14 protein-coding genes and 1 tRNA gene are annotated in these 14,806 nt (G+C 64.2%); 5 read left to right on the forward strand and 10 right to left on the reverse strand.

Annotation, left to right across the window (positions count from 1 at the left end; translation table 11 throughout):
• Positions 1–15: 15 nt before the first annotated feature.
• From rsmA to G6P88_RS01370, 4 genes are all read right to left on the reverse strand, one after another.
• Complete coding sequence (rsmA, locus tag G6P88_RS01355; RefSeq protein ID WP_165321484.1) at positions 16–855, reverse strand: 16S rRNA (adenine(1518)-N(6)/adenine(1519)-N(6))-dimethyltransferase RsmA; 840 nt, start codon at positions 853–855, stop codon at positions 16–18.
• The gene (gene pdxA, locus G6P88_RS01360) at positions 852–1,847 is read right to left on the reverse strand and encodes a 4-hydroxythreonine-4-phosphate dehydrogenase PdxA (protein WP_165321485.1); all 996 of its coding nucleotides are present in this window, start codon (positions 1,845–1,847) and stop codon (positions 852–854) included. Before pdxA ends, rsmA begins: the two co-directional genes overlap by 4 nt.
• 4 nt (positions 1,848–1,851) lie before the next feature.
• Positions 1,852–3,210, reverse strand: coding sequence for a peptidylprolyl isomerase (locus tag G6P88_RS01365; protein WP_425594465.1), 1,359 nt, complete (start codon positions 3,208–3,210; stop codon positions 1,852–1,854).
• A gap of 61 nt (positions 3,211–3,271) precedes the next feature.
• Positions 3,272–5,512, reverse strand: a complete 2,241-nt coding sequence (locus G6P88_RS01370; RefSeq protein ID WP_165321486.1) for an LPS-assembly protein LptD — start codon at positions 5,510–5,512, stop codon at positions 3,272–3,274.
• A 186-nt stretch (positions 5,513–5,698) separates the two neighbouring features.
• Here G6P88_RS01370 and G6P88_RS01375 point away from each other — a divergent pair, with 186 nt between their 5' ends.
• Positions 5,699–7,168: a leucyl aminopeptidase gene (locus tag G6P88_RS01375; RefSeq protein WP_165321487.1), complete on the forward strand. Its 1,470-nt coding sequence runs from the start codon at positions 5,699–5,701 to the stop codon at positions 7,166–7,168.
• On the opposite strand, the gene cofC is transcribed toward G6P88_RS01375, so the two are convergent.
• The 4 genes from cofC to G6P88_RS01395 form a co-directional block, all read right to left on the reverse strand.
• The gene (gene cofC, locus G6P88_RS01380; protein WP_165321488.1) at positions 7,169–7,771 is read right to left on the reverse strand and encodes a 2-phospho-L-lactate guanylyltransferase; all 603 of its coding nucleotides are present in this window, start codon (positions 7,769–7,771) and stop codon (positions 7,169–7,171) included.
• Positions 7,768–8,697 (reverse strand): 2-phospho-L-lactate transferase, encoded by a 930-nt coding sequence (gene cofD, locus G6P88_RS01385; protein WP_165321489.1) that lies wholly within the window; start codon positions 8,695–8,697, stop codon positions 7,768–7,770. The genes cofC and cofD overlap by 4 nt, the downstream gene beginning before the upstream one ends.
• Positions 8,694–9,464: a coenzyme F420-0:L-glutamate ligase gene (gene cofE / locus G6P88_RS01390; RefSeq protein WP_165321490.1), complete on the reverse strand. Its 771-nt coding sequence runs from the start codon at positions 9,462–9,464 to the stop codon at positions 8,694–8,696. Before cofE ends, cofD begins: the two co-directional genes overlap by 4 nt.
• Before the next feature lie 63 nt (positions 9,465–9,527).
• Positions 9,528–10,100: a PAS domain-containing protein gene (locus G6P88_RS01395; RefSeq protein WP_226946677.1), complete on the reverse strand. Its 573-nt coding sequence runs from the start codon at positions 10,098–10,100 to the stop codon at positions 9,528–9,530.
• 155 nt (positions 10,101–10,255) lie between these two features.
• Between G6P88_RS01395 and folE the strand changes: the two genes are divergently transcribed.
• From folE to G6P88_RS01410, 3 genes are all read left to right on the forward strand, one after another.
• Complete coding sequence (gene folE, locus G6P88_RS01400) at positions 10,256–10,867, forward strand: GTP cyclohydrolase I FolE (protein WP_165321491.1); 612 nt, start codon at positions 10,256–10,258, stop codon at positions 10,865–10,867.
• Positions 10,867–11,844 (forward strand): NAD(P)/FAD-dependent oxidoreductase, encoded by a 978-nt coding sequence (locus G6P88_RS01405; RefSeq protein ID WP_165321492.1) that lies wholly within the window; start codon positions 10,867–10,869, stop codon positions 11,842–11,844. Before folE ends, G6P88_RS01405 begins: the two co-directional genes overlap by 1 nt.
• A 463-nt stretch (positions 11,845–12,307) precedes the next feature.
• Positions 12,308–13,582, forward strand: a complete 1,275-nt coding sequence (locus tag G6P88_RS01410; protein ID WP_206335832.1) for a putative bifunctional diguanylate cyclase/phosphodiesterase — start codon at positions 12,308–12,310, stop codon at positions 13,580–13,582.
• A 7-nt stretch (positions 13,583–13,589) separates the two neighbouring features.
• On the opposite strand, the gene G6P88_RS01415 is transcribed toward G6P88_RS01410, so the two are convergent.
• Positions 13,590–13,666: transfer RNA gene (locus tag G6P88_RS01415), tRNA-Arg, on the reverse strand.
• A gap of 58 nt (positions 13,667–13,724) precedes the next feature.
• Between G6P88_RS01415 and G6P88_RS01420 the strand changes: the two genes are divergently transcribed.
• Positions 13,725–14,474 (forward strand): queuosine precursor transporter, encoded by a 750-nt coding sequence (locus G6P88_RS01420; RefSeq protein ID WP_165321494.1) that lies wholly within the window; start codon positions 13,725–13,727, stop codon positions 14,472–14,474.
• 8 nt (positions 14,475–14,482) lie between these two features.
• Here the strand turns inward: G6P88_RS01420 and G6P88_RS01425 are convergent, their stop codons facing one another.
• On the reverse strand, positions 14,483–14,806 hold the full coding sequence (locus G6P88_RS01425; protein WP_206335916.1) for a YnfA family protein: 324 nt from the start codon (positions 14,804–14,806) through the stop codon (positions 14,483–14,485).

A 14,806-nucleotide genomic window follows, 5' to 3' on the forward strand; every position in this document is an offset into this window, starting at 1 on the left:
TCCGGTAGGGAGAAGCTAGCGGTTCGAGTCCAGCGCTCGGGCCAATGCGACGAACTCTTCGACGCTGAGCGTTTCCGCGCGCCGCTCCGGGTCGATGCCGACCGTTGGCAGCAGATCGACCGCGCCTTTCACCGATTTCAGGCTCTGGCGCAGCATCTTGCGCCTCTGTCCGAAGGCGGCGGCAGTGAGCGTTTCGACCGTGACCATGCTCGCACCCTCGGGCTGATCGCCCGGAATCACGTGCACGACGGCCGACATCACCTTGGGCGGGGGGACGAAAGCGGACCGATGCACGTTGAGCGCGATCGTCGGTGTCGATCGCCACTGGGCGAGCACGGCCAGTCGCCCATAAGCGGGCGTGCCGGGCTTGGCGACGATCCGCTCCGCGACCTCCTTCTGGAACATCAGCGTGAGCGAGCGCCACCAGGGCGGCCATTTGTCGAGCGAAAGCCAGCGGACGAAGAGCGCGGTTCCGACATTATAGGGCAGGTTCGATGCGATATGGGCGCCTTCACCGGCCTCTGTGCGTTCGTCGATCTTCATCGCGTCGGCCGAAATTACCCGCAGCCGACCGCCCGATGCTATGTCGAGTTCGGCGAGCGCCGGCAGGCAGCGATCGTCCCTCTCCACCGCCACGACGGACGCCCCCGCGCCGAGCAGGGCCCGCGTCAGCCCGCCCGGGCCGGGGCCGACCTCATAGACGGTCTGCCCGTCGAGGTCGCCGGGAATGCGCGCAATCCTGTCGAGGAGCTGGCCGTCGAGGAGGAAATTCTGGCCAAGGGCCTTGTTGGCGCTGAGGCCATGCCGCGCGATCACGTCGCGCAGCGGCGGCAGCCCCTGCATTTTTCCGGTCATGCGTGGAGCAGGCGGTTCCGGGCCGCTTCCGCCGCCAGCGAAATGGCGGCGATCATCGCTCCGGGATGCGCGACATTCTTCCCCGCGATGCCGAAGGCGGTGCCGTGGTCGGGGGCTGTGCGGACGATCGGCAGACCCAGCGTCATGTTCACGCCTTCGTCGAAATGGAGCGTCTTGAGCGGGATGAGCGCTTGGTCGTGATAGAGGCACAAGGCGCAATCATATTGTGCGCGGGCGCGCGCATGGAACATGGTGTCGGCGGCCAGAGGGCCCGTCACGTCGATCCCTTCGGCGCGCAATATCTCGATGGCGGGAATGATCAGTTCGATCTCTTCGCGGCCAATGGCGCCGCCTTCGCCGGCATGGGGATTGAAGCCGGCAATCGCCAGGCGCGGCCGTTCTATACCGAAATTCTTGATCAGGCCGCGCTCGGTCGCTCGTGCCTTGGCGACGATGAGATCGATGCTCACCATGTTCACCACCTCGCGCAGCGGTACGTGCGTGGTGATCGGGACCGCGCGGAGCGTGGGCCCTGCCAGCAGCATCACGGTATTCGCGGCGGAGACGCCACAGCGCTCGGCGACGAATTCGGTCTGCCCGGGATGCGTGAAGCCGATCGCATAGAGTTGCGACTTGGCGACGGGGGCCGTGACGAGACCGCCGACAATGGGCGACCGCGCGAGGCCGGCTGCCAGTTCGAGCGAGTCGAGCGCGCACCGTGCCCCCGCCAGGTCGGGTTGCCCGGGAACAATGTCAGCCGTGTCGTGAATCTGGATCAGCGGCAAAGCCGAGGAGAAACAGCCCATCGCCTCGTCGGGGCTGGAGATCAGGCATATGGGCCCGGACCACACCGCCTCGATCGAACGCTGGTCGCCGACCGCGAAGAAGGGCGCCAGATCATGGTCGTCCCGCGCGTCCCAGGCCTTGGCCACGATTTCGGGACCAATGCCTGCGGGGTCACCGAGGGCGACGGCGAGCGGGGCTATGTCCATCGCGTCAGCGATACTCGATCACCGCGTCGCGCCGGAGATCGCGCAGATAGCGCTGGGCGCGGCGATTGACGCGCTCCTGCTCGATCTGGGACTGGATCTGCTCGAAGGAGGGACCCGATGTGGGCGCGGGATCGTCGCGGCCGCACAGGATCAGCGCACGTACGCCATCCTTGAGCGAACCGAAGGGCGGCGTCGCCTGTCCGACCTGCAGGTTGAGCATCAGATCCTGGAGCTGGGGCGGCAGGTCGCGGATCGTCATCTGGTCGTTGTTGACCACGTCCGCGCCGACCGACTGCGCCACTTCATTGGCCTTGCCGCAGCCCTGAATGTCCTTGACCGCCTTGGCGAAGGCCTCGAGCTTCGGGGTCGCCTGGGCCTGGGTGATGTTGGGCGGGAAGGTGACGGTCAACTGCTTCAGCAGCAGTTGCGCGTCGCGCGGATCGACGCCCAGCACCTGCCGCTTGTCGATCAGGAGCAGGATCGAATATCCGCCGGGGACGGCGATCGGCTGACTAATCTGTCCGTTCTGCAACTGCGTGACGACGCCGGAAAGCTGTTCCGGCAACTGCTCGGCCCGAACCCAGCCCAGATCGCCGCCGACCGCGGCGGTGGAGGCTTCGGAGAACTGGCGCGCATAAGCCGCAAAGGAGGCGCCCCGCTGAATCTGTTCGATGATGCGCTGGGCGTTGGCGCCGGCCTCGCCCATGGTTTCGGGCGTGGCGGACAGGAAGATCTCGCCGACATGATATTCGTTGGCGCCCTTCGACGCCTTCAGGCGCGAGATGATCGCGTTGACCTCCTCCTCGCTGACCGCGACGAAGGGTTCGACGCGACGGCTGAGTACGCGCCGCCATGCGGCCTCGCCCTCGATCTGCCGCTTGATCGAGACCTCCGAAGAGCCCTTCTCGTGCAGGAAGGCCGCGAAGTCCTTGGGTGTCTTGCGGAAATTCGATGCCACGCGATCATAGGTCTGCTGCACCTCTTCGGGAGCGACCTCGATCTTCTGGGCCTTGGCTTCCTGGATCTGCAGCGTCTCGTCGATCAGGTTGCGCAAGACCTGAAGCCGCAGCCGCTCGAGTTCTTCCTGCGGGATGCGGCCGCCATTGGCAGCGACCACGAGGGCCAGCCTCTGCTCGACGTCGGTCTGGGTGATGATGGTACCGTTGACGATCGCGGTCGCCGTGCGGACATTGGGGTCGCGATTGCCGAAGACGGTGATGTCTTTCGGAATGTTGAGCGCCCCCGACATTTCCTCATTGGGATCGCCGGCCATCTGGCTGGTCGCGGGCGGAGCCAACAGCGCAAGGGCCGTCACCGCACATAGTAGCTTTCCACCCCGACCCAGCTTCGTTCCGCGTACCAAGAGCTAATCCTCGATCAATGTCATATACGGTGGCTATTTCACCCCGCCGCTGAATGCACGCTTAGCGGCCCAAATTCTTCAGCGCCAGTCGCAACAGATAAGTGTTGCCCCGGCGGGCGTCGCCGATCGCGGCATATTCGCGCCGCCAGGTCACGCCGACCTCGATGCAGTCGTCGTCGTAAAGAATGCCGAGGCGATGCCGGATCGGCTGATATCCGTCGGACAGCGTCGCCGGATCTTCCTTCGGACCGGTCAGATCGATGACGGTCGAACCGAACACCGACCAGTAGCGTGCTATCTGCACACGTCCGCCGAGCCGGACCTCTTCGCGGTCGCGCAGGTCCTCGATGGTTGACGCGATGTCCCGGTTGAGCTTGAGATAGCCGATGAGCGCATAGGTCTTGCGCGTACCGATCGTGGCATCGATCTCGTTGCGGCGAACCGCAAAATTGTCCTTGTCCAGCCGGAATCGGTGGGTGAGTTCCAGGAATCGACCATATTTCAGCGTCGTGCGCCCGACGATGTCGGACAGCCTATCGGATAGGCCGGTGCCCACCGGCAGCAGGCTGGGCTTGTTCGTCAGCCTGTAGCTCTGTCCGACCACGCTGTTGAACGAGATGCCGGGAAGATCGACCGACCACTCGGCGCCGTAAGTCACGCGGCTGCCATCTTCCCAGCGATCATAGCCGGAGAAGCGATTGAGCGCGAAGAGGTTCGAATCTTCCAGGTCGATCGCGCGCGCATCCTCATTCGGGATGCTCATATTCTTGGTCTTGGGGCTGCCGACGATCTGGATACGCGGAGTGATCCGCTGGGTACCGGCGAAGAAGTCGCCGATCAGGGGCCATTTTACGTCGATGGCGAGCGCGCCAATGCCGCGCGGCGTCCAGCCGGGATCGCCACGGTAGCTGATCGTCGCGGTCTGCCCGACCTGATCAGTATGATAGATGTCGCCGCGGAGGTAGCCGGTCAGCGTCACCTCCTGCCCGAGCGGCGTATAGCGCCGCAGATTCCATTCGGCTGCAGCGAAGGCACGTTGCGTGTCCTGTCCGCTGGTGCGAACGAGGGCGAGGCTGTTCAACTGCAGCTGGAGAATGCCGCCCACCAGCGGGTCGGTCACCCTGAGGCGGTAGTCGATGGCGGGCAGGGCGATCGGCTGCTGCCCCTGCGGATCGCCGATCCTCAGTGTCTGGACCGCCCAGCCCTTGATCGACAAATAGCTCGACGAGTCGATCCGTTCCGCCTGGATCTGGCTGCGCAGCCGGTCGTCGCGCGAAATGTCGTAGCGCCGCATGAAGGTGCGATCGGTCGTACCCCGGATCGAGGCAGAAACCGTCCAATAGTCGCCGAACTGGAAGCGGCCATTGGCATCGACATAGCCACGAACCTCGCGGTTGCTGCTCAGCGGGGCTCCGGTGGTCGCCGACGACCGGGGGCTGTAGGTCAGCATGCCCGCAGCCTGCCAGGCGCCATTGGCAGTCAGTGCGCGATATTGGCCTTCTATCGCCGGCAAAACCTTCGAATAGACGTGCGGCGTGATCGTCAGGTCGCGATTGGGCGCGAGCTGGAAATAATAGGGGACGGCGAATTCGAAGCCGTTGACCCGGCCATATTGGATATCGGGGAGCAACAGGCCGGACCCGCCGCCACCGCTGCCGTCGGGATGCGAAAGGCCGGGCAGCCACACGATCGGTGCGCCCAGGAAGCTGATCCTCGCGCCATCATAGCTGATCCGGTGCTTGTTCGGATCGTGCACCACGCGCACCGCACTGATCTTCCAGATCGGTTCCTTGGGGCAGCCTTTGCTGTCCACGACCGCGCAGGGCGTATAGACGGCCTTGTCGAGCGTGCTGACCTCATTGCGACGGACGCCGTGGACAGCAGCCAGCCGTCCGCCGTCGTTGAGGACCAGCAACAGATTTTCGACGACGCCGTCCTTCAGTGTGTCGGTGAGCTCGACCGAGTCTCCGTAGACGGTGTCGTTCGACGCGTTCACGATCGCAACATTGCCCTCGGCGCGAACCACCCCCGTTTTCTGGTTCCACCGGACGCTGTCTGCGCGCAGCCTGGCACCCTGGCGCATCATGCGGACATTGCCGGATGCCGTGACGACCTCGCCGTCGCTGTCATAGGCCAGCGTATCGGCGGCGAAGGTCACCTCCTCCTCGTTGGCGGGCGTGGGCGCATCGCCCTGGACCGGCGCCGGCGCCGGTTCCACCAGATTTGGCTGGGCAGCATAAGCGGCGCTGCTGGCAAGCGCAGGCAGGGTGGTTGCCAGGAGGAACAGATATGGCTTTTTCACGAAACCCCACAGGACAGGCCGGATGCCGTCATCGGCCGGCGGTCTGCACAACGCACTCGCGCCGACTATCGCACCAACGCCGCCGCTGCAATGCCTTGGGCGGCAGACCGGTTCGTCTGCACCGTTGCGACCGGCGTGCCGGCTCCCTAGATGGATGGCAAAGCAGATTGTAAGGACACCGCCTAGATGCGCATCAGTTTCGCCGACGCCCGGCCTTCCGCCGCCCATGCCCTTGCCCTGGTCGTCGCACCGGGAACTCTCGACGGTACGGCGCTCGGCAGCTTGCCGGATGCTGCGCAGGCGCTGGCGCGGACGGCGGCCAAGGCGCTGCGTTTCGACGGCGAGGCTGGTGCCGTGGTCGAATATTTTGCGGAGGCCGATGGCGCCAACCGTCGCCTCCTTCTGGTCGGCCTCGGTTCGAAGACCGATTTCGAAAAGGCCGGCGCGGCGCTGGTCGCGAAGCTGCTCACCTCGGGCGAGACGACTCTGGTGGTGGACATCTCAGGCGTCGCCGGTTCCAAGGCCGCCGAGGCCGCTGCGGCAGTAGCATCCGGCGCGATGCTTCGCAGCTGGCGTTACGACACCTATCGGACGAAGCTCGACGCCAAGCAGCGTCCGTCGCTGGAGGAGGTCGTGATCGTGGGCGGCGGAGCCGAGGCCGAGGCCCGCTGGGCGGCTGCCTCGGCGGTCGTCGAGGGTGTCGCCTTCACCCGCGAACTGGTGACCGAACCGGGAAACATCATCTATCCGGAGAGCTTCGTGGAGCGCTGCCGGCCGCTCGAGGCGCTCGGTGTCAAGATCGAGGTTCTCGGTCGTGATGCGATGGCAGCTCTCGGCATGGGGGCGCTGCTCGGCGTTGCACAGGGTTCGGCGAGACCGCCGCAGATGCTGGTGATGCGGTGGGAAGGCGCCGAATCTTCAAAGGCCCCCGTCGCTTTCGTCGGCAAGGGCGTGACCTTCGACAGCGGCGGCATCTCGCTGAAGCCGGGCGGCGGCATGGAAGACATGAAGTGGGACATGGGTGGCGCGGGCGCGGTTGCCGGCGCCATGAAGGCGCTCGCGCTCCGCAAGGCGAATGCGAACGTGATCGGCGTCTGCGGTCTCGTCGAGAACATGCCCGATGGCCTGGCCCAGCGGCCGGGTGACGTCGTGACCTCGATGTCGGGTCAGACGGTGGAGGTCATCAACACCGATGCCGAGGGGCGGCTCGTCCTGTGCGACGCGCTCACCTGGGTCCAGAAGAATTACGCGCCCAAGACGATCGTCGATCTTGCCACGCTGACCGGCGCCATGATCGTCGCGCTCGGCCATGAATATGGCGGGCTATTCGCGAATGACGATCTGCTGGCCGACCAGTTGCTGGCCGCAGCGACGGCATCGGGCGATCGCCTGTGGCGGATGCCGCTGGGCGACGCCTATGACAAGCTGATCGACTCCCCGATCGCCGACATGAAAAATGTCGGTCCGCGCGAGGCGGGATCGATCACCGCCGCTCAGTTTCTCAAGCGTTTCATCGACGAGGGCGTGCGCTGGGCCCATCTGGACATCGCCGGCATGGTCTGGGCGTCGAAGCCCGGCACGACCTGGGACAAGGGGGCGACCGGCTATGGCGTTCGCCTGCTCGATCGCTTCGTCGCGGACAATTTCGAGAACTGATCAGGCGAGATTTGCTCGGGCGGGCCTGGCAAGAAGCTCGGCCAGTTCGACAGGCAGGTCGACATCGCTGGCGAGGCCCGGGCGCTTGAGCAGATTGAGCGTCCGGCCTCGTGATATAGCGGCATCTATATGCCGCTGGCAGCTATCGGGCCCGTAGAAGAAATCGATCGCGTCGGGCGGGCTGAGCATCAGGGCGTTGGTACCCGTGCCATGCCTGTCCGGAGCGATCACGACATCGCCCGGCGTCGCGAGCAGGGCTTCGATGTCCCCGATCTCGAGATAGGGGAGATCGCTGCTGAGCGTGACGAGACGGTCTGCGCCCAATTCGACAGCAACAGAGCGCGCCTGGGCGAAAGCCGCATTGAGTTCCGCACCGCTTTCCACGACGCTCTCGACGCCATGCTCGGCGGCGATGGATCGCAGATCGGCCGACCGCGTGACCACGAGCATGTCCGTTGCTGCGAACATCTCGGACGAAATGTTCAGGACATGCCGAAACATATTGATATTCAATCGATATCGGTCGCCTTCGGGAAGGGCTGAGGCAAGCCGTGTCTTGCCTTCCTCAGGCGGGCGCGCCGCGAGGATAGCGATCGTCCTCAACGGTCGCGTAGCTGTCGTGTGAAATCGAGAACGTCCGCCGCGAGACGTTTCTGCCCGGCATCGTCCCGCATCAGCGTCTCGGTCAAAAGAACTGGGATATCCGGTCGGGGAGAGTCGGCGTCTGCCTGATCAATCACCAGCCCGTCGAGGACATCGCCGAAATAGCTGGCCAGCCCTAGCGGGTCTCGCGATATACCAAGTTCTTCCAATATCTTGGCAGCGGGTCCTTTGACGGCTGATCCGCCGATGAAAGGCGACACGGCCACGACCGGTGCCGGGCTTTGGCACAGCCGCTCGCGGACCCCCTGGATCGCCAGGATCGGGGCAAGGCTCAGGACCGGGTTGGACGGGCAGAGGATGATCGCGTCGAGAGCGGGGTCGTCGAGCGCCGCATCGAATGCAGCCGATGGCCGCGCCTCGTCGACCCCGTCGAAGGATATCGCGCGAAAGACGGGAGCCGCGCGTCGCCGGACGAAATAGTCCTGAAAGGCCAATCGGCCTTCGTCGCTGTCGATGATGGACCGCAGCCGATCATCGGTGGCAGGTGCAACTCTGTGTCTCACGCCGAGCTTGTCCGCGATCTGTCGCGTCGCTTCGGACAGGCTGTGCTGCTCGAGCAGCAGCCGGCGCATGACATGGGTTGCAAGGTCGCGATCGCCGAGATTGAACCAGTCCTCCCCACCGAGGCGACCGATGGCGGCCATGAAATTCCAGCTTTCGCCGGCAAGGCCCCAGCCTTGTTGCGGGTCGTTCAGCCCGGCCAGTGTATAGCAGACGGTGTCTAGATCGGGGCAGATGGGCAGGCCGAAATGATCGAAATCGTCCCCGACGTTCACAACGACGAGCAATTCATCTGGCGGCAGGCAGGCGGCAAGGCCATTGGCGAGGCGAGCCCCTCCCACGCCTCCGGCGAGCGCCACGATCATGCGAACAGGTCCATGTGGCGCGGACGGATAAGCTCGGCGGCGCTGCCTTCGCGCCGGGCATAGCCGACGCCGCGCACCAGCACGACGGGACGGCCTTCGTCTGCCTGGCCCATGACGAGCGAAGCGGCGGCCGCCACCTCGTCCGCCAGTCCCAATTCGCTGGTCGCCAGGGGGCGGCCATGGAGATCGGTACGACCGCGCAGGTCGAGCAGAGCAGGCATCCCCGCCACGCCGATCGCTGTCCCCGTCGTTCCGTTGCGCCACGCGCGCCCGAGGCTGTCGATGATCAGCACGGCGACGTCGACGCCGGTGCGTTCCCGCAAGCCGGCCCGGATCCGCTCGGCGCTGGCGTCCGGGTCGATCGGCAACAGCAGTGCGACAGCATCCTGCGCCTGGTCGACATTGGACTGGTCGATGCCTGCATTGGCCAACACGATCCCCAGCCGGTGGCGCACGATCAGTGCGCCCTTCCGGACCCGCATCACCTCTTGGGATTCGGACAGCACGAGTTCGACAAGGCGTGGGTCCTTGTCGGATCGGAGAGCGAGGTCAGAGGCTTGAGGCGACGGCTCGACGGTGGAGAGCGACACCAGTCGTCCCTCCGCCTTGGAGACGATCTTCTGCGCAACGACGATGATATCGCCGTGACGGAGTGTCTCGGCCGAGCCGTTTAGTGCGTCGGCAATGACGGCAACAAGGTCGCAGCCGGGGACGATAATCTCGACGCCCTCGATCGCGCGGAGGGTGACTGTGGTCGATGCTGTCATCGTTTCAGCCTTAGGGAGCCATCCGGCGCGTGCCAATGCGGATGGAAAAGGCCCGTCCGAACGTCAGTAGCCGGCCTCGATCGCGATGCGGATCGCCTCCGCGCCCGTCCTGACGCCCAGTGCGCGTAGCATGGCGGCGCGGTGCATCTTGATGGTGCGCTCGGTCAGCCCGAGATCATAGGCAATCTGCTTGTTGAGCTTGCCTGCCGCCATGGCGATCAACACTTCGCGCTGCCGGTCGGAAAGCCCGGCGATCTTGTCATGGGCATTCTCCCGCCGGGGCGAACTGCCCAGCGCCGGATCCTCGATCTCCACCTGCGAGCCTAGGAAATATTCGATCTCCCCATCCGCTCCGAAGATCGGCGCGACGAGGACGGCGTTGCGGAACGGCGTGCCGTCCTTTTTGTAATTCAGGATCTCGACCATGACCGGGCGCTGATTGTGCACGCCGCTGCGCAGCGCCTGCGTCAGCCACGGCTCCGTATCGGCGCCGCGCAGGAAGCGGCAGTTGCGACCGATGATCTCCTCACGCGAATAGCCAGTGAGAGCCACGAAGGCCTCGTTGCATTCGACAATCGGATTGTCGGGCAGGCGGGGGTTGCTAATGACCGCGGCGACCGCGCTCCCAGCTATCATATCAGAAACAGACATCGCGCCTTCCGTAGCAGTGATTTCGCCGCCGGATAATCCCCATGGCCCTTTGGACATGTTGCTGCATCGGCCCCCCAGTCGGCAAGACAAAGCTACAGCGACATCGCCATTTTTCCCGATGCTCACGAAAGGGCAAGCCTATGAACTATTTTTCGCCCGGGCTTGGGGAGCGTGGCGAGGACGGCAAGCTGCTCGTTCCCTTGCAAGTTCAGGATGCGATCCGGACACTGATCCAGTGGGCGGGCGACGATCCCGAGCGCGAAGGTCTGCGCGATACGCCGGCGCGGGTCGGGCGGGCGTGGCGCGAATATTGCGAGGGTTATCGCGAGGACCCGGCGCTCCACCTCAGCCGGACGTTCGAGGAAGTGGCCGGCTATGACGAGATCGTCCTGCTGAAGGACATACCGTTTCAGTCGCATTGCGAACATCATATGGCGCCGATCATCGGCAAGGCCTCGATCGCCTATCTCCCGCGCAACCGGGTGGTCGGGATTTCCAAACTGGCGCGCGTGCTGCACGGTTTTGCGCGGCGACTGCAGATCCAGGAGAGGCTGACCGCCGAGGTCGCCCAGTGTATCTGGGACCATCTGCAGCCCCACGGCGTCGCGGTGGTGATCGAGGCGCAGCATGGTTGCATGACCGGGCGCGGTGTCAGAACGCCCGGCGTGGGCATGGTCACGAGCCGCCTTCTCGGCTGCTTTCTGGAGGACAAGAGCAGCCGCAAGGAACTGCGGTCTCTCATGGGATATTGATGAAACGGGTTGCTATCGTCGGCGCGGGTATCGCCGGACTCGCCTGTGCCGCGCGGTTGCAGGAAGGCGGCAGCGAGGTCGTCTTGTTCGACAAGGGCCGGGGGACCGGGGGACGGATGTCGAGCCGGAGGGTCGACACGTCGCAGGGCGCCGCTACCTTCGACCATGGCGCGCAATATTTTACCGTTCGTGAGGCGCTTTTCCTCGACCAGGTGCGCATTTGGCAAGATGCCGGTCTGGCCGAACCCTGGACTGAGGCGGGCAGCGATGCCTGGGTCGGGGTTCCCACGATGAACGCTCCGCTCAAGCACATGGCGCGCGACCTGGATGTTCGGCACACCCATCATGTCGACGGGCTCATGCACAGCCGCGACGGATGGTGGGTCAAGGTCGGCCCGGAAAAGCACGGCCCCTTCGATGCAGCGATCATCGCCGTTCCAGCCGAACAGGCGGCGGCGTTGCTGGGGCTTCACGACCTCGCCATGGCGACCCATGCGATGATGTCGCGCTCACAGCCCTGTTGGACCGCGATGATCGCCTTCGCCGACCGGCTGTCGATCGAGGAAGACCATATCCGCAACAGGGGCCTTATCTCCTGGGCGGCCCGCAACAGCGCCAAGCCCGGGCGCGAAGGGCCGGAGAGTTGGGTCGTTCAGGCGGGAGGCAACTGGTCTGCGCGCAACGTCGAACTCGAGGCGCCGGTTGTAGCCGGCGTCCTGCTCGATGCTCTGTTGGCCGAGGCGCGGTCGGCCGGGCCCGAAATATTGAGTATCGCCGCACATCGCTGGCGCTTTGCCATGACCCGGGGGGCCGACCAAGGCTCGCTCTGGAATGCCGGGCTGAAGCTCGGCGCCTGCGGGGACTGGTTGCTGGGCCCACGCGTCGAATTTGCCTGGCTGTCGGGCCGCTCATTGGCCGATATGATGACGCAAGGGGCCGTTTCCGGACCAGTTTTCGCGGCCCGTCCCCACGCTTGAAGACAGCCCCGGCACAGCGCGCCGGCTGAGCCGGTTTCTTGCTATCGTCGTCTCAAGCGCCCTGGTTTTCCGCGCGGACGAGGCTGAGAGATTCGACGCTTGTTGGCCCGCCGGCAGGCGGGCGCCCGATAGCCCGATAGGATGGCCGTTGCCGGCACTATGCGACGGGCAGGCTACCATAATGACCGCTTGTGATCCGGAATGCCCGATCAGACCAGGCCAGGGTATGACGGAAGCCTGACCTTCTGACGGGGACACCGGGCTGACAGATTTTGCAGCACGAGAGAAAAATCCACGTCTTTTCCTGTTAGTTTTGTATCTCGAGGTTCACCATGGTCTTCGGGCGACCTTTTTGAGATCGAGCAAATCGTTTTTCATGCAGGATAACGGTCACAGGCGTCGGGTGAGGGCCAGTTTATTGGGCTCTGGCATAATCGCCATCCTGGTCGGCGCCGGCTGGGGCATGGCTTTCACGCAGTTCGACAGACCGATCCTGGCGACCATGCATGGCGCTCTGATCGCCTTCGGCATGATGATGGTCTGGCTGGCCTATCGGGGGCGGTTGACGGTGGCGGCCGTGCTCGCCGCGCATATCCTGCCCTTGTTCGTCGCCTTTGCCTGCCTCTTCGACAACGTGCCCGATGGCATGCACCGGGCGACTCATCTCCATTTCCTTGCGGTGGCGCTCGGCAGCTATTTCATTTTTCGCCGAGACGGCATCTACCTGAAATATGGCGTCTCGTCCCTGTGCCTGGTCGCCTTCGTCGTCTTCTCCAATGTATCGGTCGCTTTTCACGACCCGGCGCTGGTCATTCCTGCCTGGGCCGCAGAGGTCGGAATCTGGACCAATACGCTGACTGCGTTGGCCGGATTGGTCTTCATCGCGCTCATCATGAACGCGGACCTGTCTGCGCGGCGCATGATGGATATCGAGATGCGCAAAGCGATCGCCAAGGCCGATTTCCAGCTTCATTACCAGCCACAGATCAACGAAGCCGGAGAGGTGGTCGGCGCCGAGGCTCTGATCCGCTGGCAGCATGCCAGAATGGGCATCATTCCACCCGATAAATTCATACCCTTTGCAGAGGAAACCGGCCTTATCGTCCCGATCGGCAACTGGGTGCTCCGCGCCGCCTGCGCCCAGCTTGCACAATGGGAAGCCCGGCCGGAAACGCGCCATCTCACCATGGCGGTCAATGTCAGCGCCTCGCAATTCCGCCAGCCCGATTTCGTCCAGACGGTCTCGGAGATCGTTCGAATCAGCGGTGTCACGCCGTCGAAGCTGAAGATGGAACTGACCGAGAGCATGTTCGTCGAGAATGTCGGCACGACAGTTGCTAAGATGGACGCGTTGAAGGAGATCGGCATCATCTGGTCTCTCGACGATTTCGGGACCGGCTATTCGTCGCTAAGCGTTCTGAACAGTTTTCCGCTCGGCCAGATCAAGATCGACAAGTCTTTCGTCTGCGGCATGCTGAGCGACGCGTCGAACATGGTCGTTACCGAAGCTATCATCGACCTTGCGAGCAAGCTGAACCTGCAGGTGGTCGCCGAAGGCGTCGAAACGGACGAGCAGTTCCATCGCCTGCGCGAGACCGGCTGTCGAATCTATCAGGGCTATCTCTTCAGTCCGCCGCTCGATGTCGATGCATTCGGCGAGCTTCTGGCGCTGAAACGAACCGGCAGCGAGCCGCTGTCTCGCCACCTGTCGAAGCTGCCGACCCCCGACTTTGTTTGAACCGAAATGGCGCGCCCGACAGGATTCGAACCTGTGACCCCAAGCTTAGAAGGCTCGTGCTCTATCCAACTGAGCTACGGGCGCGCGCAGCGATGCCGATAGCGTGGATTGCGCGCGGATGGAACGTGGTTAGTGTGGGCCCATGAACGAAAGCCATGCTGCCGCGCCAGCCGTCCAGGATGCCGAAGCCTATAGGGGGCGGCATTTCCGCTATTTCGATTTCGTGATGGCGGCGTTCGTCACCATCCTGCTGCTGTCGAATGTGCTGGGCGCGGGTAAGGTGGCGACGGTCGATCTGCCCGGGATAGGCGACTGGCCGTTCGGTGCGGGCATTCTCTTCTTTCCGATCGGCTATGTCCTGGGGGACGTTCTGACCGAGGTCTATGGCTATGCCCGCGCACGGCGCTGCATCTGGGCGGGCACGGTGGCACTTCTGTTCATGGCGTTCATGAGCTGGGTCGTGGTCGCGCTTCCGCCGGCCGCCGACTGGACTGGCCAGGCAGCCTATGAACAGGTCTTCGGCCAGGTGCCCCGTATCGTCTTCGCGTCGATCACCGCCTTCTGGGCGGGGGAGTTCGTCAACAGCTATGTTCTTGCCAAGATGAAGCTGATGACCGGCGGCAGGCATCTCTGGATGCGCACGATCGGCTCGACCATCGCGGGCCAGGGCGTCGACAGCCTGATCTTTTACCCACTCGCCTTTTGGGGGGCTGTGGGCTGGAGCCCGTCGCTGGTCATCAAGGTGCTGGCGACCCAGTTGGTTCTGAAGGTCAGCTGGGAGGTTCTTCTGACGCCGCTGACCTATGTCGTGGTCAACTTCCTCAAGACCCGCGAGGGCGTCGATCTGTTCGACACCCATACCGATTTCACGCCGTTTCGTACGCGCGTGTGATCAGGTGATTAGGCGCTTCTTGGGCTCAGCAGGATGATGGCGGCGCCCGCGATGCAGAGGAGTGCCCCGAGCAGATCCCAGCGATCCGGCCGGGCGCGCTCGATCGCCCACATCCAGCCGAGCGAGGCGCAGATATAGATTCCGCCATAGGCGGCGAAGGCGCGCCCTGCGGTTTCGCTCTCGATACGCGTCAGGAACAGCGCGAAGCACAAGAGCAGGGCGGTGCCGCCGATGGCCCAGATGACAGGCTTGCCCATCCGCAGCCAGGCCCAGAAGCCGAAGCAGCCCGCAATCTCGCACAGCGCAGCCGCCAGATAGGCCGGCAGCGTCAT

Origin of the sequence: Rhizorhabdus phycosphaerae (assembly GCF_011044255.1) — a bacterium.
Taxonomy (GTDB): Bacteria; Pseudomonadota; Alphaproteobacteria; order Sphingomonadales; family Sphingomonadaceae; genus Rhizorhabdus; species Rhizorhabdus phycosphaerae.